At 69.7% G+C, this 23,964-nt stretch carries 24 protein-coding genes and 1 pseudogene; 11 read left to right on the top strand and 14 right to left on the bottom strand.

Annotated elements, in window-relative coordinates; genetic code table 11:
* The first annotated feature begins 209 nt into the window (after positions 1 to 209).
* On the top strand, positions 210 to 734 hold the full coding sequence (locus AC5RWQ_RS20440) for a GNAT family N-acetyltransferase (protein ID WP_494284308.1): 525 nt from the start codon (positions 210 to 212) through the stop codon (positions 732 to 734).
* Between the two features lie 129 nt (positions 735 to 863).
* Here the strand turns inward: AC5RWQ_RS20440 and AC5RWQ_RS20435 are convergent, their stop codons facing one another.
* Positions 864 to 1,310 carry a hypothetical protein gene (locus tag AC5RWQ_RS20435; protein WP_494284307.1) on the bottom strand — a complete coding sequence of 149 codons (447 nt, stop codon included), beginning with the start codon at positions 1,308 to 1,310 and terminating at the stop codon, positions 864 to 866.
* 217 nt (positions 1,311 to 1,527) lie between these two features.
* Here AC5RWQ_RS20435 and AC5RWQ_RS20430 point away from each other — a divergent pair, with 217 nt between their 5' ends.
* Entirely contained in the window at positions 1,528 to 1,953 is a 426-nt protein-coding gene (locus AC5RWQ_RS20430; RefSeq protein ID WP_494284306.1) for a VOC family protein, read from the top strand.
* Between the two features lie 151 nt (positions 1,954 to 2,104).
* Here AC5RWQ_RS20430 and AC5RWQ_RS20425 read toward each other — a convergent pair whose 3' ends face one another.
* The 5 genes from AC5RWQ_RS20425 to AC5RWQ_RS20405 all read right to left on the bottom strand — a co-directional run bounded on the left by AC5RWQ_RS20425 (position 2,105) and on the right by AC5RWQ_RS20405 (position 5,933).
* Positions 2,105 to 2,734 (bottom strand): 4a-hydroxytetrahydrobiopterin dehydratase family protein, encoded by a 630-nt coding sequence (locus AC5RWQ_RS20425; RefSeq protein ID WP_494284305.1) that lies wholly within the window; start codon positions 2,732 to 2,734, stop codon positions 2,105 to 2,107.
* A 313-nt stretch (positions 2,735 to 3,047) separates the two neighbouring features.
* Complete coding sequence (locus AC5RWQ_RS20420; protein WP_494284304.1) at positions 3,048 to 3,470, bottom strand: hypothetical protein; 423 nt, start codon at positions 3,468 to 3,470, stop codon at positions 3,048 to 3,050.
* 312 nt (positions 3,471 to 3,782) lie between these two features.
* Positions 3,783 to 3,911, bottom strand: a complete 129-nt coding sequence (locus AC5RWQ_RS20415) for a hypothetical protein (RefSeq protein WP_494284303.1) — start codon at positions 3,909 to 3,911, stop codon at positions 3,783 to 3,785.
* A 195-nt stretch (positions 3,912 to 4,106) separates the two neighbouring features.
* Positions 4,107 to 4,517: a VOC family protein gene (locus AC5RWQ_RS20410; RefSeq protein ID WP_179803374.1), complete on the bottom strand. Its 411-nt coding sequence runs from the start codon at positions 4,515 to 4,517 to the stop codon at positions 4,107 to 4,109.
* Positions 4,518 to 4,565: 48 nt separating this feature from the next.
* Positions 4,566 to 5,933: a PQQ-dependent sugar dehydrogenase gene (locus AC5RWQ_RS20405; RefSeq protein ID WP_494284302.1), complete on the bottom strand. Its 1,368-nt coding sequence runs from the start codon at positions 5,931 to 5,933 to the stop codon at positions 4,566 to 4,568.
* A gap of 294 nt (positions 5,934 to 6,227) precedes the next feature.
* On the opposite strand from AC5RWQ_RS20405, the gene AC5RWQ_RS20400 reads away from it, so the two are divergent.
* The 5 genes from AC5RWQ_RS20400 to AC5RWQ_RS20380 all read left to right on the top strand — a co-directional run bounded on the left by AC5RWQ_RS20400 (position 6,228) and on the right by AC5RWQ_RS20380 (position 11,289).
* Complete coding sequence (locus AC5RWQ_RS20400) at positions 6,228 to 8,759, top strand: galactose oxidase family protein (protein ID WP_494284301.1); 2,532 nt, start codon at positions 6,228 to 6,230, stop codon at positions 8,757 to 8,759.
* A gap of 281 nt (positions 8,760 to 9,040) precedes the next feature.
* The gene (locus tag AC5RWQ_RS20395) at positions 9,041 to 9,463 is read left to right on the top strand and encodes a DUF2267 domain-containing protein (protein WP_494284300.1); all 423 of its coding nucleotides are present in this window, start codon (positions 9,041 to 9,043) and stop codon (positions 9,461 to 9,463) included.
* A gap of 82 nt (positions 9,464 to 9,545) precedes the next feature.
* On the top strand, positions 9,546 to 9,938 hold the full coding sequence (locus AC5RWQ_RS20390; RefSeq protein ID WP_494284299.1) for a DUF2267 domain-containing protein: 393 nt from the start codon (positions 9,546 to 9,548) through the stop codon (positions 9,936 to 9,938).
* 71 nt (positions 9,939 to 10,009) lie between these two features.
* Positions 10,010 to 10,303 (top strand): DUF1330 domain-containing protein, encoded by a 294-nt coding sequence (locus tag AC5RWQ_RS20385; RefSeq protein WP_494284298.1) that lies wholly within the window; start codon positions 10,010 to 10,012, stop codon positions 10,301 to 10,303.
* A 74-nt stretch (positions 10,304 to 10,377) separates the two neighbouring features.
* Positions 10,378 to 11,289, top strand: a complete 912-nt coding sequence (locus AC5RWQ_RS20380; protein WP_494284297.1) for a TIGR03619 family F420-dependent LLM class oxidoreductase — start codon at positions 10,378 to 10,380, stop codon at positions 11,287 to 11,289.
* A gap of 16 nt (positions 11,290 to 11,305) precedes the next feature.
* Here AC5RWQ_RS20380 and AC5RWQ_RS20375 read toward each other — a convergent pair whose 3' ends face one another.
* Positions 11,306 to 11,740, bottom strand: coding sequence for a TIGR03668 family PPOX class F420-dependent oxidoreductase (locus AC5RWQ_RS20375; protein ID WP_494284296.1), 435 nt, complete (start codon positions 11,738 to 11,740; stop codon positions 11,306 to 11,308).
* 130 nt (positions 11,741 to 11,870) lie between these two features.
* On the opposite strand from AC5RWQ_RS20375, the gene AC5RWQ_RS20370 reads away from it, so the two are divergent.
* Both AC5RWQ_RS20370 and AC5RWQ_RS20365 read left to right on the top strand, forming a co-directional pair.
* Positions 11,871 to 12,317, top strand: coding sequence for a VOC family protein (locus AC5RWQ_RS20370; RefSeq protein WP_494284295.1), 447 nt, complete (start codon positions 11,871 to 11,873; stop codon positions 12,315 to 12,317).
* 149 nt (positions 12,318 to 12,466) lie between these two features.
* Positions 12,467 to 14,478 (top strand): annotated as a pseudogene (locus AC5RWQ_RS20365) (beta-propeller domain-containing protein).
* Between the two features lie 115 nt (positions 14,479 to 14,593).
* On the opposite strand, the gene AC5RWQ_RS20360 reads toward AC5RWQ_RS20365, so the two are convergent.
* From AC5RWQ_RS20360 to AC5RWQ_RS20330, 7 genes are all read right to left on the bottom strand, one after another.
* Complete coding sequence (locus AC5RWQ_RS20360) at positions 14,594 to 16,099, bottom strand: tripartite tricarboxylate transporter permease (protein ID WP_494284294.1); 1,506 nt, start codon at positions 16,097 to 16,099, stop codon at positions 14,594 to 14,596.
* Positions 16,100 to 16,102: 3 nt separating this feature from the next.
* Positions 16,103 to 16,678, bottom strand: a complete 576-nt coding sequence (locus AC5RWQ_RS20355) for a tripartite tricarboxylate transporter TctB family protein (RefSeq protein WP_494284293.1) — start codon at positions 16,676 to 16,678, stop codon at positions 16,103 to 16,105.
* Complete coding sequence (locus AC5RWQ_RS20350; protein WP_494284292.1) at positions 16,675 to 17,658, bottom strand: tripartite tricarboxylate transporter substrate binding protein; 984 nt, start codon at positions 17,656 to 17,658, stop codon at positions 16,675 to 16,677. Before AC5RWQ_RS20350 ends, AC5RWQ_RS20355 begins: the two co-directional genes overlap by 4 nt.
* Before the next feature lie 88 nt (positions 17,659 to 17,746).
* Positions 17,747 to 18,532 (bottom strand): triose-phosphate isomerase, encoded by a 786-nt coding sequence (locus AC5RWQ_RS20345; protein WP_494284291.1) that lies wholly within the window; start codon positions 18,530 to 18,532, stop codon positions 17,747 to 17,749.
* A gap of 2 nt (positions 18,533 to 18,534) precedes the next feature.
* Complete coding sequence (locus AC5RWQ_RS20340) at positions 18,535 to 18,990, bottom strand: ribose-5-phosphate isomerase (protein WP_494284290.1); 456 nt, start codon at positions 18,988 to 18,990, stop codon at positions 18,535 to 18,537.
* Positions 18,987 to 20,717, bottom strand: coding sequence for a dihydroxyacetone kinase family protein (locus tag AC5RWQ_RS20335; protein ID WP_494284289.1), 1,731 nt, complete (start codon positions 20,715 to 20,717; stop codon positions 18,987 to 18,989). The genes AC5RWQ_RS20340 and AC5RWQ_RS20335 overlap by 4 nt, the downstream gene beginning before the upstream one ends.
* Complete coding sequence (locus AC5RWQ_RS20330) at positions 20,714 to 21,652, bottom strand: sugar phosphate isomerase/epimerase family protein (RefSeq protein WP_494284288.1); 939 nt, start codon at positions 21,650 to 21,652, stop codon at positions 20,714 to 20,716. The genes AC5RWQ_RS20335 and AC5RWQ_RS20330 overlap by 4 nt, the downstream gene beginning before the upstream one ends.
* A gap of 138 nt (positions 21,653 to 21,790) precedes the next feature.
* Here AC5RWQ_RS20330 and AC5RWQ_RS20325 point away from each other — a divergent pair, with 138 nt between their 5' ends.
* The gene (locus AC5RWQ_RS20325) at positions 21,791 to 22,522 is read left to right on the top strand and encodes a GntR family transcriptional regulator (protein ID WP_494284287.1); all 732 of its coding nucleotides are present in this window, start codon (positions 21,791 to 21,793) and stop codon (positions 22,520 to 22,522) included.
* A 104-nt stretch (positions 22,523 to 22,626) separates the two neighbouring features.
* Positions 22,627 to 23,631, top strand: a complete 1,005-nt coding sequence (locus AC5RWQ_RS20320; protein WP_494284286.1) for a 4-hydroxythreonine-4-phosphate dehydrogenase PdxA — start codon at positions 22,627 to 22,629, stop codon at positions 23,629 to 23,631.
* Positions 23,632 to 23,964: the final 333 nt, after the last annotated feature.

Raw genomic sequence — 23,964 nt, 5'->3', positions numbered from 1 at the left:
CTCTGCAATCCAGCGCGGCCGACCTGAACCCCGAGATCGACACTTCGGAAAAGTCACTTCCCGGACCCGCCACACCCCAGCCTAGAACAACCCTCGCCACGGCCTCTTGACACAGAGGGGTGCCAGAAGCGGATGCCGCAGCGGCCCTCCGGATGGCGTGGCCCGGGGTCGGGACAAGCGAACCGGCATGGCGCTGAGAAACTGGTGGCATGACGAGCCGAATCCACGGGGATCTGCAGTTCGTTCGTGCGACGGCCGCGGACGTGGCGGACGTCCTGGCGGTGCTCGACCACGCCGCGGCCTGGCTCACCGCCGCCGGCATCCAGCAATGGCCGGACCGGTTTGTCACCGAATGGATAACACCGGCCGTTGAGCGCGGGGATACCTGGCTGGTACGTGCCAACGGTCGCACGGCGGGCACGGTGACGCTCGACTGGTCGGATCCCGTATGGAGCGACTGCTTGGGTCGAGCCGGCTACCTGCACCGGACGGCGGTGGAAAGGTGGGCTGCCGGTACCGGCAGCGCCATCCTGACCTGGGCCGCGGATCGGGCACGCGCCCACGACGCCGCCGTGCTACGGCTCGACTGCGTGGCCACCAATCCCGGCTTGCGGGCCTACTACGAGGCCGCCGGCTTCCACCACCGCGGTGACGTTGAAGTCGGCGGCGCTCCCGGTCAGCGCTCCCGCGGCGGCACCCGAACGCTTGTCAGCCGCTACGAGTTACTTCTCTGACGAGAACGGCGGCCGCTCTCGATCGCGTACACGCCGTTACAACGGCGCCACCAGCGCGCACGGTCGGCGGCAGATGTGCGCACCTGACCTTGGTCCGGACGCCGGCGGCAACCGGCTACCCGCTGCGATCTAGTCGCCGGAGAAACCCCAGAAGTAGATTTCACTGGGATTGCCTTCAGTGTCGTGCAAGACCGCGCACCGGCCGAACCAGCTTCGCGGGGCGAGCGGTTTGAGCGCCTCGACGTGTGACCGGGTCAGCTTGGTGACGCCCAGGTGCTCGAGCGCCTCCGCCCCGACGACCGGCTGGACCGTCCCATAGTCGGGCTCTTCGCCGTCGGCCAATACCCGAGACATGTCCAATATCGAGTGCGTACCGGACTCTTGGACGGACTCGTCCGCCCATAGCTCCGCCTCCGTCCGCGGCCGATTCGGGAAGTCTGCGGCGGACTTGCCGTACTCATACGGCGCTGCCCACCAGTAGTCGCCGGTTTCGAAAACCTGCCGCCGTAGTCCGTCCAACGCGACTTGGAGATCCGGCTGATATGCGACGTAGTAGTGCCACCCGGACGCGCCCATGGGAACCCCCTTGATCTTGGATCACGCTAGCGGGAAGGCAGGCGGGTGTCCACCCGCCCGCAACGCACTCAACTCGGCTGACTGTGCGCAACAGCCGAGCAGCCAACGCCCGATCAGCGGCATGAGCGTGCACTTGAGTCTCCCAACGCCAGCCAGCGCCATGGAGTGCATACCCCACCCAGTCTGGTGGTAGCAGGCGGCGGTAGGGTGTCGGTCCATGCCATCGGTCAAGCAGGTCCAGGTCACCTTCGACTGCATCGAACCCGAGCGCGTCGGTCGGTTCTGGTGCGAGGTGCTGGGGTACGTCGTGCCGCCTCTCGAGGGCTTCGGAACGTGGGACGACTTTCAGCACTCGATGCCGCCCGATGAGCAGGGCTCGTGGTTCGCCTGCGTCGATCCTTCGGGGGTCGGCCCGCGTCTGTACTTCCAGCGCGTGCCCGAAGGCAAGGTGGCCAAGAACCGCGTCCACCTCGACGTGCGGGTCGCCTATGACCTTGAGGGCGAAGAGCGGCTGGCCGCCCTCGAGGCCGAGTGCGCTCGGCTCGTCCCACTCGGCGCGAGACGCGAGCGACTGCTGTACGACGGCACCGACGCGTGCATGGTCATGCAGGACATCGAGGGCAACGAGTTCTGCCTCACCTGAGGACCCGCCGACCGGTCATCGGCAGATCCGGATGCCCATGCGACCAGGCGCCGGCGGAGGACGTGTTCGCATGATCGACGTCGGCGAGTTTGAGAGCCGCTGAGGTAGTCCGGTGTGTCCATGGCGTTCGGCGTGCGAGCCTCCGGATCTGCTATTCGCGGCCGATCCAGGTGGCGACGCACGCCTCGTTGCCTTCGGCGTCGGCCAGGACCCACCACTTCGGCGCATGTTCGTCGGAGATGAGGCGGCCGCCGGCAGCCAGGGCTGCGGCGATGCGGGCTTCGGCCTGGTCGTGTGGGACGGCGACATCGAGATGTATGCGGTTGCGTTGTGGGCGCGCCGCTTCCATTTGCTGCAACCCGAGGCCCGGGCCTCGGCGCGACGGGTCAGCCAGGTAGTCGTCTTCGATTTGGCGATAACCAAGCACCGCCTGCCAGAACGGCAGCACGTCCGCGCCGACGAGTACGTCGAGGGTGACGTTGATAAGTTGCACGGCGGTCGGGTCGGCGGGGATGTCCAGTTCCTTGGCGGCGGCCGAGATCCGCCGGGCCAGCGCGATGTCGCGCCGGGACAGGGACACTGTGACGCCGGCGTGGCGCAGGTCGACGTGGAGGTACTGCTGCTCGTCGTCGTCGACGAGCCGGCCCATCTCACCGACGAAGGCGATGCCCTTGGTCAGCGAGCCGGTCCGGAAATAGGCCGAGACCACGTGGTAGAGGGAGCGCCAGTCCTCCACACCGTCGGCCGTGTGGAACTGCCCGGCGGTGATCTGCACGGTCATGCTGGAGAACCTAACATCGGCAGCACGACGGACGCTTACACCGTGGCTTCCGCACTCACCGGCACGGACGTATGATCATCGCCCCAGATCGGAAAGCGCAAGGATCAGGTGCACCCTCATTGGCGGTTCAAGACGTGGGCCGGGAACGCCAGGCCAGCCACCGAGCGTGACGGTTCGCCGTTGGTTGGCGCGCACGATCGGCGGCATAGCGGATGTTCGCTGGTCTAGTCTTGGCCGTTCCGGCCTGTTGCGAGCCTTCGCCGATGTCTACCGGTGCCGCGCATTACGGGGTCACGACGCGACCGCTGGATGCTCAGTGGTCCGGCTGGGGGTAAAGAATCGGAATGATCTTGTTGAGCATGTCGAGCAGTTCGCCGGCCCCCTGGCGCACCTGTTCATTCGCATCCAGGCCCAAGGCGTCACACGTGCGTACGGCGCCATCCCGGTCGGCGGCGAAAATCCCGAACACGTCGACAACCGCGGTGTGGATCCACGAGGAACGTTGGAAGTCGGCCGTGACCAACGCTTCGGCGACGATCGCGAGGCCCGCCGTATCCTGACGCCGGAGCAAGGCTTCGGCCGTCGCGCGCGTGACGAATGTGTCATCGGCATCGAGCACGAGTCCGAGCAGCGATTCCCGGGCTCCGGGCATCTCGGCGAAGCTCGCCAGGGCGCGGCCCGCATCCGCCCGATCGCGGTAGTCGCGACTCGCTGCAAGCCTGACCAGGGCGGCCACCGCTGAGTGTCTCTCCTCTTGCCCCACGACGGCATCATTCCATGATTCACATCCGGGCTCGCGGCGGAGAGTCAGCGTCGGGTTCCGTCGCCGGAAGAACGTAGTCGGGCCCGTTCGACCGCCGCGTGATCGTCCCTACTGCCCATCGATATTTGCGTGCACTGTTCTCGGCAGATCCGGATGCTGTGGATGCATGTCCGCAACTGATGGCGTGGGTCCTATCGTCGGTAGCCCCAGAAAGGCGGGTCCGGCAGGCCTGCCGCAGCAGGGGCGACAAGTGAACCGCTCCGGCTCCCGGCCGGTGCAGTTAACTCACCACCCGCGTCGCTGTCGCGGGTGGTAGCGGCTGCTCGCCGGCTTCGCGACGACGCCTTCCACCCCGACGGCGATCCAGTTCGTCAACCAGTCCGTGGCCTCGTCGAGCATGCGGTCTGCGGGCACAGCGCCACCTGCGGCCCGGCGTGGGCGAGCAGGTCGACCACGACCTGGCGGCGCTCACGCAGCGGCAGGCCAAGCAGCAGGAAGCCCCGTGGGAGACCGTGAGAATCCCCTCCCGTCAGCGAGGGGAGGAAGTCAAGGCTGACACTGTGCCGCATTTTCCCCCCGCGTTCGCGCGCAGGATCGGCGTCGGCGCTACTAGTCGCGCTTGGGCCAGATGAGGCCCTGATCGGTCCAAATGACACCCTTGTTGCGGCAGAGGCAGAAGGGGTGGCCAATGGGGTCGGCGTAGACGCGGAAGCCGTAGCCGTCGGGGCCGATGCAGTCCCGCTGCAGGGTCGCGCCGAGGGCCAGGACGCGGCGCTGTTCGGCCTCGATGTCGTCGACTTCGAAGTCGAGGTGGAACTGCTTGGGGTGCTCGCTGTCGGGCCACTGCGGGGCGCGGTAGTCCTCCACCTGGATGAAGGCCAGTTCGATCTCGCCGAACTGGATACCGGCCCAGTTCTCGTTACTGCCCTCCTTGACCGGGAGCCCCATCACCCCAGAGTAGAAGGCTGCCAGCTTCATCGTGTCCGGGCAATCGATGATGAAGTCGGTTAGTCGTAGCATCCCGCGATCTTGCCATAAGATCAAATGAGCCGGACTTTGAGACAGGCCCTAGCCGGCGGGGCGGGGCGGCGCAAGCCGGATCACCGCGTCGCTCGCGTCGTCACTGACCAGCAGCGCGCCGTCCGCGTCGATTGCGACGTCGACCGGCCGGCCCCACGCATCGCCCGTCGACTCGTCGAGCCACCCGGTGGCGAGGTCACGCTGCTCGCCCGGGCCCTGCCGCCACGGGAAGTGGATCACTTTGTATCCGGTGGGCCGGCTGCGATTCCACGAGCCGTGCAGGGCGATCACCGCGCCGAGGTCCGGTGCCGCCGTACCGCCCGTGAAGGTCAGGCCCAGCGGGGCCGAGTGCGCCGGGATGCCCACGTCGATCGGCGTGGCCGTCGCACAATCGGCCGCCCGCCCGTCCCGGTTGAGGTCGTAGTCCCGGTCGTACGGCATGTTGCGCACGCCCCGGTCGGGGTTCGGGTTGCAGAACGGCCAGCCGTAGAAGCCGCCCTCCCGGACCCGGGTGAAGGGCTCCGGCGGGTGGTCATCCACGTACGCCGTGACCCGGCGGCCGAGGTCGCCGCGGCCGTCGCCGTCGACGTCCCGGTCGTCGGGCACCGGCAGGCTGTCGCGGTTGTTGACCACCGCCCACAGGTCACCCGAGTCGGGGGCGAACGCGAGCCCTTCGGCGTTGCGCAGTCCACGGGCGAACAGCCGGCGATCGGCGTTGTGCCCGGCCGCGTCGTACGTGTAGATCGCTCCGCGCTGCGGATCGCTCCGGGTGTCGCTGGCGCAGACGTTGCAGGTGGAGGCGATCGACACGTACAGCCGCCCGTCGCGGACGGCGATGTTCTTCAGCACGTGCGCGTACCGGCCGCGCAGTTCGGGGGTGCTGGTGTCGGGTAGGCCGTCGGCGACCACCTCGCCGGGTCCCGGCCGGTCCCCCGTGCCGTATGGGTAGCGCACCACCCGGTCCGCCTCGGCGACGAAAACCCATCTGCGACCGGCGACATCGGCGAACACGATGTCGTGCGGCCGGCTGAGGCCGGTGAGGAACTCCCTGGCCTGACCGGTGCCGTCGGCGCCCTTGCGAATCAGCAGGACGGTTCCCCGGCCGGGCTGGGACAGCAGCAGGTCGCCGGCCGGGGTCGGGGCCATGAACCGCGGCTTGGCCGCCCGGACGTACACCGAGGCGGACCAGCCCGCCGGCAGGTTCAGGTGGCGCGGTAGGTCGTACGGGGCGGCTGTCAGTCCGGCGGGCACCCGCACCGGGACGCGGACCAGGTCGTCGGCACCGCCCGCAGCGGTCCGGCCTGGAGTCGACGGCCCGGACGTCGCGCTGGGCCGGCGATCGGGTTGCCCGCACGCACCGGTCATCAGTACGAGGACGGCGAGCAGGCCGGCAGCCCGTCGACGGCGCGGGATCATGCCGACGACGCTACCGCTCGCTGCCCGGATCACGTGAACGCCGATCCGCTGGATACTCATCATAAATCGACCCAAGTCGCATTTATGAGGCGGTCCGAACTACCCCATGGTGGCCGTCTTCGGCACTTTCGGCTGATTCGCCTCGGCGCTGCCGGGTGGGAGCCTGAGCACTGACCCAGTGGCTCCTGACCACGCTGGCCAGGAGTTCTCGGCGTGACGGGGGTGTCGCCGATGGCAGACCGACCGACGAAGCGTCTCTTTGGGCACCCGTTCGAACGTCGCCTGATCCCGATCGTGGTTCTCCTGATCGGTCTGCTCGCCGTGCCGATGCCCAGCTACGCCCGCGATCCCGGCAACCCGGCCCAACCCGCACCGGGCGGCGGGTCCCCGGTCGTCGACCCGCACGCCGGCCACCGCGCCGCCGTGGCGCCGACCGGCGGGCCGTCGATGCCCGGCCCCATGGCGATGAGCGAACCGCCCGGGGAGTCGTACGTCAAGCGGGAGCTGGTCCTGCCCACGACGGGCTGGATCGCCACGGCCAGCGATCAGGCATCGGCCTACCCGGCCGGCAACGTGCTCGACGGCCTGCCGACGACGATCTGGCACTCGCGCTACGCGACTCCCGCAGCGCCGTTGCCGCACACCATCACGATCGATATGCGCAGCGCGCTCAGCATCCAGGGATTGACGTATCTGCCGCGGCAGGACACGTCGTCGAACGGCAACGTGGGCCGCTACTCCGTCTCGGTCAGCAGCAACGGGACCGCGTGGGGCTCGCCGGTCTCGACCGGCACGTGGGGCGACACCAAGATGCTGAAGACCGCCGTCTTCGCCGCCGTCAACGCGCGCTACGTACGGCTGACCACCCTGTCCGAGGCGGGCAACCGCGGCCCGTGGTCCGCGGCGGCCGAGATCAAGGTGATCGGCGGCCCGGCCGTGGCCGCGGCGTTGCCGCGGGCAGGCTGGACCGCGAGCGCCGGCGACCAGGCCGTGGGGTATCCCGCAAGCAACGTGCTGGACGGCAACGCCACGACGCTGTGGCACTCCCAGTACTCGCCGGCCACGCCGCTGCCGCACACCCTCACCATCGACATGAAGGCCACGAAGAGAATCGGCGGCCTCACCTACCTGCCACGCGCAGACTCGTCCAACAACGGCAACATCGGCCGCTATTCCATTTCGGTCAGCGTCGACGGCAGCGCCTGGGCCACGCCGGTGGCGAACGCCACGTGGGTCGACGACAAGACCGCGAAGACCGTCGCCTTCGCCCAGGTCGACGCGCGCTACGTGCGGCTGACCGCCACCACGGAAGCCGGCAACCGCGGCCCGTGGTCGGCGGCGGCCGAGATCGAGGTGCACGGCTCGGCGCCGGCCGCGGGCGTCGGCGGCAGGTGGGACGCGCCGATCGGCTTCCCCGCCGTACCCGTCTCCGCCGTATTGCTGCCCAACAACAAGGTCCTCACCTTCGCCGCAGTCGGCGGCATGACATTCGACAAGACCGGTGCCACGACGGTGGTGTCCATTCTGGATCTCGCTACTGGTGTGGTCAGCCCGCCGGCGAACATCAACACCCAGCACCAGATGTTCTGCAGCGGGCTCGCCGTCCTGGCCGACGGCCGGGTGCTCATCAACGGCGGCAGCACCGACGGCGCGACCACCATCTACAACCCGGCGCTCAACTCGTGGACGACAGGGCCGCGGATGCAGATCCCGCGCGCCTACCAGAGCACCACGCTGCTCTCCGACGGGCGCGTGTTCACGCTCGGCGGTTCCTGGTACGACGCCGCCGGCAACAAGAACGGCGAGGTCTTCACGTCGAGCGGCAGCAGCGGCACGTGGGCGAAGCTGACCGGCGTCACGGCCACCCGGATCCTCACCGCCGACCCGGCCGGTGTCTACCGCGCCGACAACCACGCCTGGCTGTTCGCCATCTCCGGCGGCGCGGTCTTCCACGCCGGCCCGAGCAAGCAGATGAACTGGATCACGACGAGCGGGGCGGGCACCATCGTCGGCGCCGGCAACCGCGCCGACAGCGCCGACGCGATGAACGGCAATGCGGTCATGTACGACATCGGCAAGATCCTGACCTTCGGCGGGGCCACGGCGTACCAGGACGCCGGTACCGTCACCAACGTCCAGGCCACCCGGCGGGCGTACACCCTGGACATCAGGGCCGGGCGCGGACAGCCGGTCGTCACCACGCGCGTCGCCGACATGGCGTACGCCCGGTCGTTCGGCAACGGCGTCGTCCTGCCGGACGGCACCGTGCTGGCACTCGGCGGCCAGCAGCATCCGCAGGCCTTCACCGACACCGGAGCCGTGTCCAGCCCGGAGCTGTGGAACCCGGCGACCGGCCGGTTCACCACGATGGCGCGGGAGGTGGAGCCGCGCACGTACCACAGCGTCGCGCTCCTGCTGCCCGACGGCCGGGTGTTCTCGGGCGGCGGCGGGCTCTGCGGCTCGTGCGCCACCAACCATCCGAACGGCCAGATCTTCACACCGCCGTATCTGCTGAACCCCGACGGTTCCGCGCGGGCCCGGCCGACGATCACCGCCGCGCCCGCGACGGCGTGGCCCGGTACGACGATCACGGTGACCACCGGCGCGCAGGTCCCGCGCTTCGCGCTCGTGCGCACGTCGGCCGTCACGCACACCGTCAACACCGACCAGCGGCGGATCCCGCTCACGCCGACGAGCGTCAGCGGCACGACGTACACGCTGCCGATCCCGGCCGACAGGGGCGTTGCGCTGCCCGGCGACTATCTGCTCTTCGCGCTCGACACGCAGGGCACGCCGAGCGTCGCCAGGTTCATCCGGCTCAACTGAAGAGGGTAGGGCGAAGCGTGCAGATCCATCGGAATGTCGAGGAGTCGCCGTAGCGCGCCCTGGTGATTCGCCCGATGGGGATGAGGCAGGGTCACCCCCCGTCCCAGGAGGCTGTGGAGGTACCAGTTCGCTCGGCACCCGAGAGGTGCAGCAGAACTTTCTGGGCGACGGGCGTCCCCGCCCATGGCGGTCGCACCGGCGCACGAACCCAATCGCAGCGCATTGAGGTCAGGGCTCGTAAATGGCGGTTCGACGGCGATCGGGCCGGAGAGGAGATTCAGGTGGAATACGAGGATTTCATCAACGCAGTGGCCACGCGGGCGAAGGTGTCGACCGATCAGGCGGCGACGCTTACCCGCGCGACGTTGGAGACATTGGCAGATCGGATCAGCGCCGGCCAGGCTGAGGACCTTGCCTATCAGCTTCCCGACGGGCTTGACGATCACCTGCGCAAACCCCCACCGCTCAGCGGGAGAGGGGAACATGCCAAGGCGTTCGGGCTCGAAGAGTTCGTGCGGCGGGTGGCGGACCGCCCGGCCGTCGACCGTGCGCTCGCCGGTGCCGGGGTCGGCGCGGTGCTCACCACGCTCCGCGAGGCTGTCTCCCGTGACGAGTTTGAGGACGCGGTGGCCCAGCTTCCGAACGAGTTCCGGCAGGTGATCGAACCGGTGGGTGCCGGTGGCGGGCAGCGCCCCGGCTCGTAGCACGCACAACTGAGGCAGGAGCAGGTGTGCCCGCATCGCCACGCGGGTACGCCCCTGCCGACTGGACCCGGGAGGAGAACCCGTGAACTACGCGGAGTTTCTCGAAGCGGTGGGGAAGCGGGCGGGAATGCCCGCGACGGAGGCGGCGAACGTCGTCGGAGCCACGCTGACGGCATTGGCGGAAGGGGTCAGCGGCGGCGAGGCGCGGGACCTGGCCACCCAGCTCCCCGAGGAGTTGCGAGGGTACCTGCACAAGGACGTGGACTTCGCCGAACGGCTCGACCTCGTGCAGTTCCTCAATGAGGTGGGGGCCCGCGCGGAGACGGATCGCGAGCGTACCGCTGAGGCCGCCCGCGCCGTGTTGACGACCCTGCGCGAGGCGGTGAGCGCCGAAGACCTCGAGAACCTGGAATCCGAGCTGCCGAAGGACATCCGGCAACTGCTTCATCCGGTGGGCCGCAACGTCGGGGCCTGAACGCCCGTCCGCGCCGACGATCTGGCGCCGCCGGGTTCGTACCACAGCACGATGAACGGGAGACAGCGACAGTGCCGAAGGCCTACTGGATCAACACCTTTCGTGCCATCAACGACGAGAAGAAGCTGGCCGCCTACGTCGAGCTTGCAGGTCCGGCGATGCTCGCCGCGGGCGGCAGGTTCCTGGCGCGCGGACTACCGGCTCACGCGTTCGAGTCCGGCATCGTGGAGCGGACGACGCTGATCGAGTTCGACAGCGTCGACGCCGCTGTCGCCGCCTACCACAGCCCCGCCTACCAGCAGGCGCTGCGGGCGCTCGACGACGGAGCCGAACGCGACCTGCGCATCATCGAGGCGGTGTCCTGACGCACTGCCTGCTCCGCGTCTTCATCCCAGGCGTTTCAGTGTCCGACGCGGGCTGAGCTGGGTACGGTGCCCGGGTGGAGGTTGGATTCGCCCCGCCCGTCTCCGGCTCGTGGGCCACCCCGGAGCACATGATCCACGTCGCCCGCCGCGCCGAGCAGCTCGGATACCACTCGCTCTGGACGTTCCAGCGGCTCCTGGTGCCCGCCGACCTCGGCTGGAGCGAGACCTACCACAGCGTCCAGGATCCGCTGACCACGCTGGCGTTCCTGGCGGCCCACACCACCCGGATCCGGCTCGGCGTCGCGGTGCTCAACATGCCATTCACCTCTCCGGTGCTGCTGGCCAAGCAGACCGCGACTCTCGACATCCTCGCCGGCGGACGGCTCGACGTGGGACTCGGCCTCGGCTGGGCGGACGAGGAGTACCAGGCGACGGGGGTGAGCAAGCATCGGCGGGGCCGTCGGGCCGAGGAGTTCCTCGCCGTTCTCCGCGCCCTCTGGCAGAACGACGTCGCCGAGCATCGCGGCGAGTTCTACCAGGTCCCGCCGACGCGCCTGGAGCCGAAGCCCGTGCAGCGGCCACACCCGCCGATTCTGCTCGGTGGCCAGGCGCCTGCCGCGCTGCGCCGGGCCGGCCGGCTCGCCGACGGCTGGGTCAGTGGCAGCCAGGCGGACCTGACGGGCATCGGCGAGGCGGTCGCGACCGTCAAGGCCGCCGCTGCGGAGGGTGGCCGCGATCCCCGCTCACTGCGATTCGTCTGCCGTGGCGCGGTCCGCGTACGCCCGATGGGCTCGCCCGAGCGCGAGCCGCTCACCGGCACGCTCGAGCAGATCCGGTCGGATCTCGGCAGACTTGCCGAAGCCGGCATCACGGAAGTGTTCGTCGACCTCAACTTCGATCCGGAGATCGGCTCACCCCGCGCCGACGCGCAGGCGTCGCTGCGCCGGGCCGACGAGGTGCTCGACGCCCTCGCTCCGACCCGCTGACACCCCCGACCGGCGCTCACCCGGCCGGGTCGGCTGCCCCGTCCGCCGCAGACCACGCCGACCAGCCCGTCACCCGGATCGCGATCACCGGCCCGGCTGGTGGCCGCTGGACGTACTGCGGGTACTTGTCGGCCAGCGCCGCGCGGGCCGCGGCCTCCTCCGCGCGGTCCTCCACCAACCAGCCGTGCCCGTCCAGCCGGACCCACCACAGCCGCGACCAGTCCTCGTCGTACTCGTCGACCAGCAGGCAGGCATGCCCCGTCGCCTGGATGTTCTCCAGCCGGCGTAACCGCCGGTGGCGCTTGGGCTTCTCGTCCACGGCGTGGTAGACGACATCGTCGAGCAGGACGAAGCACACGGGCACCAGGTGTGGACGCCCATCCGCTCGAACGGTGGTCAGCCGGGCCACCCTGGCCGACCGGACCCGATGCCGGATCTCGTCGGCGAGCACAGGCCCGACGGTAACAGCCGACACTGGTCGTGGTGGCTCGTTGTTGCGGGTGGTGCGGGGCGATCGAACCGGTGGGTGTGCCGGCGCCGCGCGCGGGTAGGCCCTGCCGATGGGACCCGGGGGAGGCGTGATGGCGAGCGAGGCGCCCGACTATTTCCAGCCCGAGGCTGGGCTGGTGCTCACGCACCTGCTGATCGTGCGGGATGTGGACCGTTCACGGGACTTCTACCAGCGGGTGCTGGGAGCGACGGTGGTGCGGGAACGCCAGCCGGCGATCCTGCGTTTCCACAACAGCTACATCGTGATCAACGATGAAGGTGGTCCGACCGACGACAAGCCGGGCGTACGAGCACAGGCGCCGCCGGATCCGAACACGCTCAGCAGCGCCATGAACATCCGGGTCACCGACGTCCGAGCCGTCTACGAGCAGTGGCGGTCACGGGGTGGGGAGTTCCTGACCGAGCCCAAGGATCATGGCGTCGAGATTCGGTGCTACCTGCGCGACCCGGACGGCTATCTGATCGAGCTCGGTCAGGGCACGGGGATCCTCGCCGAGATGGGTCGCGCCTCCGCCTGAGCGACCGACACCCGCACCCCCGGGTCGATTACGCGGGGCGGGGTCTGCATGCTGGGAACCCAGCCCGGGGCAGCCACGTCGTAGGGGGCATGACGGGTAGCAGCGCCCACGTACCCCATCCAACGGCCGCCACCGGCGTCCCCCGAGTCATGACTCCAGCTCGCGTCATGGGACTGGCCCTGGTCGCCGGCCTGGCGCTGGTCACCGGCTGTACGACGGAGCCGGCCCCCGTGCCGCCACGTGACCGGGGAGTGCCGGCCGGCGGGTTCCGGCTCGTCGCGTTCGACTCCTGCCCGGAGGCGCTGCGGCAGCTGAAGACGGCTGCCAAGGCGTACGTCGGGCCCTGGGGGTTCGGGCCGAACGGGGACATCCGTACCTTCGGCCGGGCCGAACAGGCTGGGGCGCCCGCCGCGGCGGGGTCGGCGGATGCGGCGCCCAAGGGCTACTCGGGCACCAACACGCACGAGGCCGGGCCGATGAACCGGACCTGGTCAAGACCGACGGCAAGCGGATTGTCACCGTGAGCCGCGGCAAGCTGTACGTGGTCGACCCGGCCACCCGCCGGCTGACCGGAGAGCTGGAACTGGCACCGGGTGCCGATGGGTTCGGCGGGGCCGAAGACGGCCTGCTGCTGCAGGGCGACCGGGCGCTGGTGCTGCGCCGCGACGGGTGGGCAGGGATGGCGAAACCGGCCGTCCCCGAGGGAGGCGCGCGCGTCGCCCCGGCAGACGCCCCGATGCCGGACGGCATCGTCGGGCCCCGGCTGATCATGGTCGACCTATCCGGCGAGCCGAAGATCATCGGCGAATACCGGATCGACGGCAATCTGGTGGACGCCCGCCAGGTGGGCACGACGGTCCGGGTCGTGGTCCGCTCCGCGCCCCGGCTGAACTTCCCGTACCGGGAACGGGCCACCGATGAGCAGCGCACCGCCGCCAACCGCGAGATCATCGACAAGGCCAACGCCGACGACTGGCTGCCCCGGTACGAGATCACCTCCGGCGGGCGAACCAGCGCGGGACGGGTCGGCTGCGAACGGGTGAGCCGGCCGGCCGCCTACTCCGGCACGTCGCTGGTGACCGTGCTCAGCTTCGACCTCGGTGCGGCTACGCTCGGCGCTGGCGACCCGGTCACCGTGATCGCCGACGGCGACACCGTCTACAGCAACGGACCCCGGCTGTACGTGGCCAACGACCAGCGCTGGCGGGTGCTGCCGATGCTGACCGCGCGGAACATCGCACCCGATCCCAGGGACGAGACCACCGAGATCTATCAGTTCGACATCTCGGGCGCGGGTGCCCCGCGGTACGTCGCCGCCGCGTCCGTACCGGGCTGGCTCATCAACCAGTACGCCATGTCCGAGTGGGACGGGCACCTGAGAGTGGCCACCACCAGTGGCCGTACCTGGGGCGACAGGCCGAACTCGACGTCCAGCGTGTACGTCCTGCGCGCCGACGGCACGGCGCTGACCCAGGTCGGCAAGGTCACCGGACTGGGCAAGGGGGAACGGATATACGCGGTACGGTTCGTCGGCGGCACCGGATACGTCGTCACCTTCCGGCAGACCGACCCGCTCTACACCGTCGATCTGCGTGATCCGGGGGCGCCGAAGGTGAGCGGCGACCTGAAGATCAACGGGTATTCGGCGTACCTGCACCCGGCCGGCGAAGGACGGCTGCTCGGTGTCGGGCAGGAGGCGTCCGACCAGGGCCGTGTCCAGGGCACCCAGCTCTCGCTCTTCGACGTCTCCGATCCGGCCAGGCCGACCCGGATCGCCCAGTATCACGTCGAGCAGGGGCACTCCGAGGCGGAGTTCGACCCGCACGCGTTCCTCTACTGGCCGCCCGAACGCCTGGTCGTGGTCCCATTGACCGTCCAGGGCACGGGCGCCGTGAGCAAGCCTGGTGCGGTGAACGACCAGAGCGTGGCGGGCAGCCCGGGCCTGCCGAGCAACGTGGCGCTGGCTCTGCGAGTCGGCGACGGCGGGTTCACCGAGGTCGGCACGGTCGACCACACGCTGGGCACGGGGCGTCCCGAGGATCTGGCGCCGATCCGCCGGTCACTGGTGGTCGACGGAGTCCTCTGGACCGTTTCCGACGCTGGCCTCAAGGCGACCAGTCTCTCCACCATGGAGACCCTCGGCTGGCTGCGTACTGCCTGACCCGGCCTCCTCGGGTGACGGGAGCACGACATCGGGCTTGTCAGGGCTGTTCGGGCGCGGGTGGCACCCCGGCGTACGTCCCGGGATCGCTGCCTGGCGATCCCGGGACGGTACGTCAGACGCCGGCGCGCTCGCGATCCCTGGCCGGTGTGCTGCGCGGTAGCAACCTCACCAGCGACGGGCCGGCCGCGAGCAGGACGGCGAGGGCCAGCACGACGAGGGCGATGGGGTGGGAGAGGACGATCAGCAGGTCACCGTCACCGAGGGCGGAGGTCTGGGTCAGCGCCTTCTCGAAGAGGGGCCCGATGACCAGGCCGAGGACGAGGGGTGCCATCGGCAGATCGTAGAGCTTCATGAAGTATCCGGCGACGCCCGCGACGAAAACGATCCAGACACTGAACATGTTGTTGTCGATCGAGTACGCCCCGACAAAGCTCGTGAACAAGATGATCGGGTAGAGGTACGCGTACGGGATCCGCAGCATCTGGGCGAAGATCGGGGCCATCGGCAGGTTGAGCACCAGGAGCATCACGTTGCCGATGAAGAAGGAAACCAGCAGCCCCCACACCAGCGTCGGCTGGCTCTGGAAGAGCAGCGGGCCGGGCTGCAGGCCGTACATGGTGAACGCACCCAGCAGGACGGCCGTCGTACCGCCGCCCGGGATGCCGAGGGTGAGCGTCGGCACGAAGTTCGCGTTGGCCGCCGCGTTGTTGGCGCTCTCCGGCGAGGCCACACCTTCGATGGCTCCCTGACCGAGCTGGCTCCGGTTCCGGGAGACCCGCTTCTCGACGCCGTAGGCGATGAAGGAGGCGAGGGTTGAACCGGAGCCGGGCAGGCAGCCGAGGAGGAACCCCAGGACGCTGCCGCGCCCGATCGGGCCGATACTGCGCCGCAGTTCGCTCCTGGTGATGAGCAGTTCCCGGAAGCGGGTCCGGATCGGCGCGGCCGCACCGACTCGGATCTGGTACATGACCTCGCCGACGGCGAACAGGCCGATCATGACTTCGACGAACGGCACCCCGCTGAGCAGGTTGACGTTGTCGAAGGTGAACCGTGCCGTGCCGGTTGCGGCGTCCATGCCGACGGTCGCCAGCAGCAGCCCGGCCGAGGCCATCGCGAAGCCGCGGGTCCGGGACTCGCCGGAGAAACTGACGATGGTCGCCAGGCCGAGGATCATGATCGACAGGTTCTCGACGGGGCCGAACTTCAGCGCGAAGTTCGCGAATGGCGGGGCGAGCACCATCAGCAGGACCAGGGAGAAGATGGCGGCCACGAAGGACCCGATGGCGGCGATGGACAGCGCCGCGCCGGCCCTCCCTTGCCGTGCCATCTGATAGCCGTCGAGGGTTGTCACGACGCTCGACGCCTCGCCGGGGGTGGAGAGGAGCACCGAGGTGATGGTTCCGCCGTACTGGGCCCCGTAGTAGATGCCGGCGAGCATGATGAGGGCGGTCACCGGCTCGAAGTCCAGGGTGAGCGGCAGCAGCACCGCCACGCCGGTGGTGGAGCCCAGCCCCGGCAGCAACCCGATCACGGTGCCCGCGAGGACCCCGACGAAGCACCAGAGCAGGTTCTGGGGCGTCAGCGCGGTCTGGAACCCGAGAATGACGTTGTCGATCACCGCTCAGCCTTCCGTTCCCAGCCCGAGCAGCCCCCCGGGCAGGGGGATCTCGAGGAACAGCCCGAACACGCCGTAGATCAGGCCGGTGGCGGCCGCCGCGATCACGGCTGATTTCAGCAGCGGCTGCCGTTCGATCCAGGTGGAGATCACGAAGACCAGGGCACCGAACGCGGCGAGGAAACCCACCACCGGCACGAGCAGGATCGCGCCGAGGGTCAGCCCGAAGACCTTCCAGAGGTTGTGGATCCGCTCCCGTCCGGTGCGCCCGCTGATGTCGACGTCGTCGTCCGTACCCTTGTCCACCGGGTCGATGTCCTCGGCAAGGTGCGGCTCGACGCCCTCCGCGGGCCCGCCCGGAGGGTGGCTGCGCTCGCCGTGCGCGCATCGCAGGGCGAGCCAACCGCAGAGGACCGTCGTCAGGCCGCCGGCGACGAGCGGCAGGAAGCCGGGACCGACGCGGCCACCGTCGACGAACACGCCGTAGAAGGCGCCGGACACCGCGGCGGCGAGGCCGACCAGGGCGAGCACGGCGTACACGGTCGCCTCGCCGTTGCCGCGGATTCGGACCAGCGTGCTCACTTGCCCAAGGCCTTGCTGAGCATGTCGTTGTTCTCCTTCAGGTATGCCGTGAAGTCGTCACCGAACAGGGCGTTGGGCTGCAGGTAGTTGCTGGCGATGTACTGGTTCGCCTTGTCGGACTCGACGAATTTCTTACTCGCGTCGATCCAGAACGTCTTAGCGCCGTCGCTGATCCCGCCCGGAGCGATCAAGCCACGGAACTGGGCGTACGCGACGTCGACCCCCTGCTCCTTCGCGGTCGGGATGTCCTTCAACTCGGGGTACTCGTACCGCTTCTCCGCGAACGCGCAGAGCGCCTTGAGCTTCCCGGCCTTGAGCTGCTCGACGACCTCACCGGGGTTGAGGGACGCGACCTGGATCTGGTTGCCCAGCAGCGCCGCGACCAGCTCCTCGCCGGACTCGAACGGGACCCGGTCGAACTTCGCGCCGGTGGCCTGCTCGGTCAGCGTGAAGACCACGTTGTCCAGACTGGTCGCACCGGAGACGCCCGCGACGACGCGCCCGGCCTTGCTGGCGTTCACGACGTCCGCGCACGTCGTCCACGGCGAGCCGGTCGGTACGACGGCGAGGGTGAAGTCGTCACCGACCTTCATGATCGGGGTGAACTTGGTGTAGTCGAAGCCCACCTTGGTGTTGAGCGGCAGGGCCAGCAGCGCGGTCTCGCTGGGCAGCAGATAATTCGGGTCACCGGTCTTGCTCAGGAAGTACGAGTAGCCGACCGCGCCCGAGCCGCCGTCGCGGTTCTCCGTGTTGATCTTCAAGTCGGGGACGACTGCCTCCAGACCGGCCGCGATGGACCGGCCGGACATGTCGCTGCCGCCGCCCGCGCCGAACGGGACGACCATGGTGACGTTGCCCTTGGGCTTGAAGGTCTCCGCGTCGCCGCCGGCCGACGTCTGCCCGTTGGCGGCGTCGCAGGCTGTCAGGAGGAGGACCGACGCGGCCGCGACCGCGGTGAGCAGGACGTTGTTGCGCTTCATGACGACCCTTTCGTTGGTGGTGGAGGTGGTGATCGAGCCTGGTGTTCGTGGACGAATGGGATGCCGTGGCGACGGTCCCGGCGCGGGATCAGCGCGGAACTGTCGCCGCCGCCACCTCGCCGGCCTCCTGGGCCACGTCCGCCGCGATGCGTAGCAGGTTCAGGTATCCGTTGACGTCCCAGGCGCTGCGCCCGACGAACAGCCCGGTGACGCCGGGGGTGTGCAGCAGGTCCCGCGCGTTCGCCGTGCTGACCGACCCCCCGTACAGCAGGGCGGTCAGCACTGCGCCGTACTTCGCGTCGAGGGCCTGGGTGACTTCTGCGATCTCGTCGATGGCCGGTTCCCGGCCCTTCTCGCCGATCGCCCAGACGGGTTCGTAGGCGAGCAGGATCTGGGATCCGCCGGGCACCCCGTCCAGGGCGGCGGCCACCTGCGAGAGCACGTGCTCGCGTGCGCCCCCGGCCGCCCGCACCTCGGCGGACTCGCCCACACAGACCAGCGCTGTCAGGCCGTGACAAAGAGTCGCCCGTACCTTCCGGTTGACGGTCCGGTCGGTCTCGCCGAAGTGCTCGCGCCGTTCCGAGTGCCCGATCTCGACGAGTGTCGCGCCCGCATCGGCGACCTGCGGCACCGACACCTCGCCGGTCCACGCGCCGGCGTCCTCCCAGTGGGCGTTCTGGGCGCCGACGACGACCGGCAAGTTCGGCCGCAACGCGTCGCGGACCACGGAGATCGCGGTCGCCGGCGGAACGACGAACGGCTGCACACCGGGCCATCCGCCGCCAGCGGCGGCGATCCCCAGCCGGCTGGCGAACGCGATGGCCTCGGCCTGCGTCTTGTTCATCTTCCAGCTTGTGCCGATCCAGAGGACCACGGTCAGTCACCCTCGTACGAGCGGATGGCCGCGACCTTGGCCGCGGAGGCGGAGCTGGGGTCGAAGGAGTAGGTGAGCCACTCCCGGGCGAGGCGGCGGGCCAACTCGAGCCCGATGACGCGCTGCCCGAAGGTGAGTACCTGAGCGTTGTTGGACAGGATCGCTCGTTCGACCGAGAACGAGTCGTGCGCCGTGACGGCCCGGACTCCGGGCACCTTGTTCGCGGCGATGGCCACACCCAGTCCGGTGCCGCACACGAGCAGGGCGCGGTCGGCCGCTCCCTCGGCGATCAGCCGCGCGGCGGCCACCGCTACGTGGGGGTAGGCGGTGTCCTCGCCCGAGACGACCCCGACGTCGACGACCTCGCGCACCCGCGGGTTGTCGGCCAGGTCGGCCTTGAGTGCCTCCTTGTAGCTGAAGCCGGCGCTGTCGGCGCCGACGACGATCCTAAGAGTCATGCCTGCTCCCGGGGCTGATGGGTGGGGAAGTGGATGCCAAGAGCGCTGACGATCAGGGCGAAGGAGACCGCCCCCGCGTCGGGCGTGCCGATGCTGCGGTCCCCGTGGGTCCGCGCGCGGCCCAGACGCGCGGGGATGCCGGCGGTGGCCTCGGCCGCCTCCGTCGCCGCCTCCGCAGCGGCCGACCAGGCGGCGGCGAAGCGGGTTCCCGCTGCGTTCCGGGCTTCTAGCACCTGCACGAACGGTATGGCGGCGTCGACCAGTGTCTTGTCGCCGGGCTTGGCGCCGCCGAGCCGCACCACCGTGTCGACGGCCGCTCTGCCGGCCCGGACGATGTCGCCGGGCGTCGGGGGGTTCTCGTCGTCCAGAGCGCGGGCGGCGGCGGTGAGGCCGGCACCCCACAGGGCGCCGGAGGTGCCGCCGGCCCGCTCGGACCAGGCCTCGGCCGCCTGCACCAGCAGCCCCCGCACGCCCGCCCGTCCGCTGACCGCCTCCGCCGCTGCCTGCGCCGCGGCCACACTCCCGCGCGCCATGCCGATGCCGTGATCTCCGTCGCCCGCCACGGCGTCGATCTCACCGAGGCGAGCCTCGTGCTGAGCCATGACATCCCGGACGTGGGCCATTGCCCGCGCGACGCGAACGGCACAGGCCTGCGAGGCGGTCGACCCCGGCCGGATCCGCCGGCCGGGCACGGCGGCCGCGACGACCCGGCGAGACTGCTCGTCGAGGACCGGGCCGCGGTGGAAGGCGGGGGTGTCCGCCGGGGCGGTCCAGTACCTTTCGAGGTCGTCGTCGAGGAAGGTGACGGTCAGCGAAAGGCCGGACATGTTCAAGCTGGTGACCTGCTCTCCGACCGTCGGTCGGACCACGGTCAGGCCGGCCTTCCCCAGTCGCTGGGCGACCCGGCGGTAGACGATGAACAGCTCCTCGTACTTGACCGATCCGAGGCCGTTGACCAGCACCGCCACGCGGCCGCCCGGTTGGCTGGTTCCGGCCTCGTCGAGGATCTCGCCGACCAGCAGATCCGCCAGCTCGTCGGCGCCGAGAAGTGGCTGCTCGCCGATCCCCGGTTCGCCGTGGATGCCCAACCCGATCGCCATCTGCCCCGGTTCGACGGTGAAGAGGGCACGCTCCGCACCGGGAAGGGTGCAACCGTCGAAGGCGACCCCGAACGAGAAGGTGGCGTCGTTGGCGCGGCGGCCGATCGCCTCCACCGCATCCAGCTCCAACCCCTCCTCCGCCGCGGCGCAAGCGACCTTGAAAACGATCAGGTCGCCCGCGACCCCCCGGCGTTGGTCGCGCTTCTGCTGCGGTGCCGAGGCGATGTCGTCCGTGACGGGGAGCGTACGGACGTCGACGCCCTCGGCCCGCAGCCGTTCCGCCGCCTGCCCGAAGTGCAGGACGTCGCCCGCGTAGTTGCCGAAGCCGAGGACGACGCCGCCGCCGGCGTCGGCGGCCCGGGCCACCGAGTACACCTGGCTCGCCGACGGCGACGCGAAGGTGTTGCCGCAGACGGCACCGTGCGCGAAGCCGGGGCCGACCCAGCCGGCGAAGGCGGGGTAGTGGCCGGAACCGCCGCCGAGCACGACGGCGACCTGGCCGGCCGGGGTAGCCGAGGCGCGTACCACCCCACCGTGCACGGGGAGGACGTGACCGCCGTGGGCGGCGACGAATCCTTCGAGCGCCTCCCCGGCGAAGTTCGGGGCCGCGTTGACCAGCCGGGTCATCGCCGGGCTCCGAGTTTCGCCCGCAGGATCCCGCGCAGGTAGTCACGGTTGCGCGCCGACACGCTCAGCCCGTCGCCCCCGTAGTGCTCCACGCAGATGGGGCCCTGGAAGCCGGCCTGCAGGGCGATCTCGATGGCGCGCCGGTAGCTGATGAGGCCGGACTCGGCGGGGGCGGGGACCGTGAAGTACGCGCCGGTCGCCGGATCATGGTCGCGGTAGTAGTTCTTGATGTGCCAGTAGTTGGCGTAGGGGAGGGTCTTCAGGTGCATCTGTTCCCAGTCCTCGATGGGCCGGTGCAGCCGGATGAGGTTGCCGATGTCCGGGTTCAGGCCGACGTTCGGCAGGTCGATGGCGCGGACCAGCGCGACGGCGTCGTCCGCCGTGCCCAGCAGGGTGTCCTCGTAGATCTCGAGCGAGAGCTGGATGCCGAAACCTGCCGCGTGCCGCCCGATGCGGGAGAAGCGCTCGACGGCACGGTCGAAGCTGGCCTCGTCGCGCCGCTGGTCGGCCCCGGGCTCGGTCCAGAACCACTCCGCGGCCCGCTGCCGCGCGGTCAGGGGCCGATGCAGCCCCAGGCAGACGACTCCCGTGCCGATGCCCGCCGCGGCTTCGACCGTACGCAGGGCGTAGTCGACGTTTGCCTCGCCGTGCTCAGGGTCGAGGATGCTGCGCCGGACGACCGAGATCGCGCTCACCCCGAGGTCTGCGTCCTTGAGCGTGCGGACCAGGTCCTCGCGCTGGCCCTCGGTGAGGTCGCCGGGACGCAGCCAGGTGTCGGTGAGGTCGACGTGGTCGAACCCGCAGGCGGTGACCTCGGCGAAGACCCTGGCCCATTCGATGGGGCCGGCGTCCGCCACGTTGGCGCCATCGCCGTTACGCCCCGGGAACTGGATTAGAGCAGCGCCGATGGGCCACTGCTCCGCCGTCCAAACCATGCGTTGTCTCCGATCGCGGATGCCGGGTCGTTGCCACGCGGTTGCCGCGTGGTTTCCGTATCGTTCCGGATAGATCCTGTAGGATCCACGATCGTGCGGGCTATGTCCAGAGATTCGGACGGTAGGATCTCAACCACCATGACAACGTCGACGACTTCCGATGGCGCCCAGCTCGGGCCGGACCAGGGTCGGCCCGTCGAGCGGCGCGCCCTGCGGGATGGCGTCTACGACGCGATCCTCGAACTTCTCCTCGAGGGCCGGGTCAAGCCGGGCGCCTCCCTGAGCATCGACGCCCTCGCCCGGCAGCTCGGCGTCTCGCCGACGCCGGTGCGAGAGGCGATGGTGCAGCTGGAGCACACGGGCCTGGTCACCCGCGCCGCCCTCAAGGGCTACCGGGTGGCTCCGCCGCTGTCGGCGGAGCGCATGTCCGAGCTCGTCGACGCGCGCACCATCCTCGAGATCGCCGCCGTGCGGGGCGTGGTACCGATTTCCGGCGCGGCGCTGCTGGAGCTGAAGGCCGCGCACTCCGACCACGTGCTCGCGGCCGACTACGTCAAGCGCGTACGGGCCGGAAGCGACGAGCAGAGCTGGTCGGTCATCCGCCGGTACTACACCGCGGACTGGGCGTTCCATCGGGTGATCCTCAACCACTGCGGCAACCAGTACCTGCTGCAGTTGGCGGAGTTCCTCTCGCCGCAGGTGCATCGACTGCGGCAGTCGCTCGGTCACGGCCTCACTGACGTGGACCAGGCCGTGTCCGAGCACGGCGACATCCTGGAAGCGATCGCTTCGGGGGACAACGAGCGGGCCGAGAACGCCATGCGGGCACACCTCATGGGCGTACGCGAACGCTCGCTCGCCGACGGCTGACCGGTCCGGGCAGCCGGAGGAACTCCTTGACGCGCCATGGTCGAGCAGTAGATCCTATAGGAAACAGCTCCACCTGGCACCGGACATCCCCGAGAGAGGACCGCATGCCCCACACCGCCGCCGAGGTTCTGCCCCGGATCGCCCTGACCATGGGAGATCCCGCCGGCATCGGGCCCGAACTCACCGCCCGGCTCCTCGCCACGCCCGAGAACCTGCACAAGGCCGAGGTCTACGTCCTCGCTGACGCCACCGAACTCAAGGCGGTCGCGGCCGAGGTCGGCGTCGACGTTCCGGTGGCCGACGAACCGACTCCAGGCCACGCCGTCCTCGTCGGCAGCGACCTGTCCGGCCCGCCCGTGCAACGCAGGACCGTCAGCAAGGCCGCCGGCGAACGCGTCATGGCCGACCTGCTCAAGGCGCTCAACCTCTACCGCTCCGGTTTGGTCGACGCGATCATGTTCACGCCGCTGAACAAGGCCTCGCTGCATCTGGCCGGCATGCACGAGGAGGACGAACTCCGCTGGTTCGCCAGGAACCTGGGCTACCAGGGCACCACCTCCGAGCTCAACTTCATACCCGGACTGGTCACCTCCCGGGTAACCTCACACATCCCGATCAAGGACGTCGCAGCGCGGATCAACGCCGACTCCGTCCTCGCCGCCATCCGCCTCCTCGACGACGTGCTCAAGGGATCAGGGATCCCCGCACCCCGCCTCGCCGTCTGCGCCCTCAACCCGCACGCCGGCGAGAACGGCAAGTTCGGCCGCGAGGAGATCGAGCACATCACCCCCGGGGTCGAGGCCGCACGGGCGCAGGGGATCGAGGCGACCGGGCCCTATCCGTGTGACACGGTCTTCATCAAGGCCAAGAACGGCGACTTCGACGGTGTGGTCACCATGTACCACGACCAGGGCCAGATCGCGATGAAACTCATGGGCTTCGACCGGGGCGTCACCGTGCAGGGCGGGCTTCCCGTTCCGATCGCCACACCGTCGCACGGCACCGCATTCGAGATCGTCGGCAAAGGCGTCGCCTACCTCGGCCCCAGCCAGCACGCCTACGATCTTGCCGTCGCTCTCGGACGGCGCAACCGGCAGAACCGACGGTGACCACAACAGTCGGGCCTGTCCCCACCGCGATCACCGGCAAGCTCGCCCGGAACAGCCGATGAGCCAGCCGGGGCGCGGGCGGACACGGACGGCTGCCCGAAGGCGTCAGGGTCCGGGGCTCGCGTTGGTCACCCGGCGATGTCCTGAACTGCCGAGATGAGTGTGTACGGCGCTTACCTACCTCGCAATGCTTAAAGTCTCTGACACGATCTGCTGAATAGATGTTGATCAGCGCCACGATGTGAAGATCAGTCTCGGTCGGTGTAGCACGAGTGAGGCGTGGGTCGTCGACGACGACCTATGGGATCTGATCGAGGTCCACGCGCCGACCGT

This window comes from Micromonospora sp. BS32, assembly GCF_059089345.1.
Note: the sequence above shows the minus strand (reverse complement) of the source record. Positions and strands in the feature narration are given on the sequence as shown.

Bases quoted from the DNA above. Each gene is read 5' to 3' on its own strand.
- AC5RWQ_RS20440 (WP_494284308.1), top strand. From the start codon at position 210: ATGACGAGCCGAATCCACGGGGATCTGCAGTTCGTTCGTGCGACGGCC.
- AC5RWQ_RS20435 (WP_494284307.1), bottom strand. From the start codon at position 1,310: ATGGGCGCGTCCGGGTGGCACTACTACGTCGCATATCAGCCGGATCTC.
- AC5RWQ_RS20430 (WP_494284306.1), top strand. From the start codon at position 1,528: ATGCCATCGGTCAAGCAGGTCCAGGTCACCTTCGACTGCATCGAACCC.
- AC5RWQ_RS20425 (WP_494284305.1), bottom strand. From the start codon at position 2,734: ATGACCGTGCAGATCACCGCCGGGCAGTTCCACACGGCCGACGGTGTG.
- AC5RWQ_RS20410 (WP_179803374.1), bottom strand. From the start codon at position 4,517: ATGCTACGACTAACCGACTTCATCATCGATTGCCCGGACACGATGAAG.
- AC5RWQ_RS20405 (WP_494284302.1), bottom strand. From the start codon at position 5,933: ATGATCCCGCGCCGTCGACGGGCTGCCGGCCTGCTCGCCGTCCTCGTA.
- AC5RWQ_RS20370 (WP_494284295.1), top strand. From the start codon at position 11,871: ATGGCGAGCGAGGCGCCCGACTATTTCCAGCCCGAGGCTGGGCTGGTG.
- AC5RWQ_RS20350 (WP_494284292.1), bottom strand. From the start codon at position 17,658: ATGAAGCGCAACAACGTCCTGCTCACCGCGGTCGCGGCCGCGTCGGTC.
- AC5RWQ_RS20340 (WP_494284290.1), bottom strand. From the start codon at position 18,990: ATGACTCTTAGGATCGTCGTCGGCGCCGACAGCGCCGGCTTCAGCTAC.
- AC5RWQ_RS20335 (WP_494284289.1), bottom strand. From the start codon at position 20,717: ATGACCCGGCTGGTCAACGCGGCCCCGAACTTCGCCGGGGAGGCGCTC.
- AC5RWQ_RS20330 (WP_494284288.1), bottom strand. From the start codon at position 21,652: ATGGTTTGGACGGCGGAGCAGTGGCCCATCGGCGCTGCTCTAATCCAG.
- AC5RWQ_RS20325 (WP_494284287.1), top strand. From the start codon at position 21,791: ATGACAACGTCGACGACTTCCGATGGCGCCCAGCTCGGGCCGGACCAG.
- AC5RWQ_RS20320 (WP_494284286.1), top strand. From the start codon at position 22,627: ATGCCCCACACCGCCGCCGAGGTTCTGCCCCGGATCGCCCTGACCATG.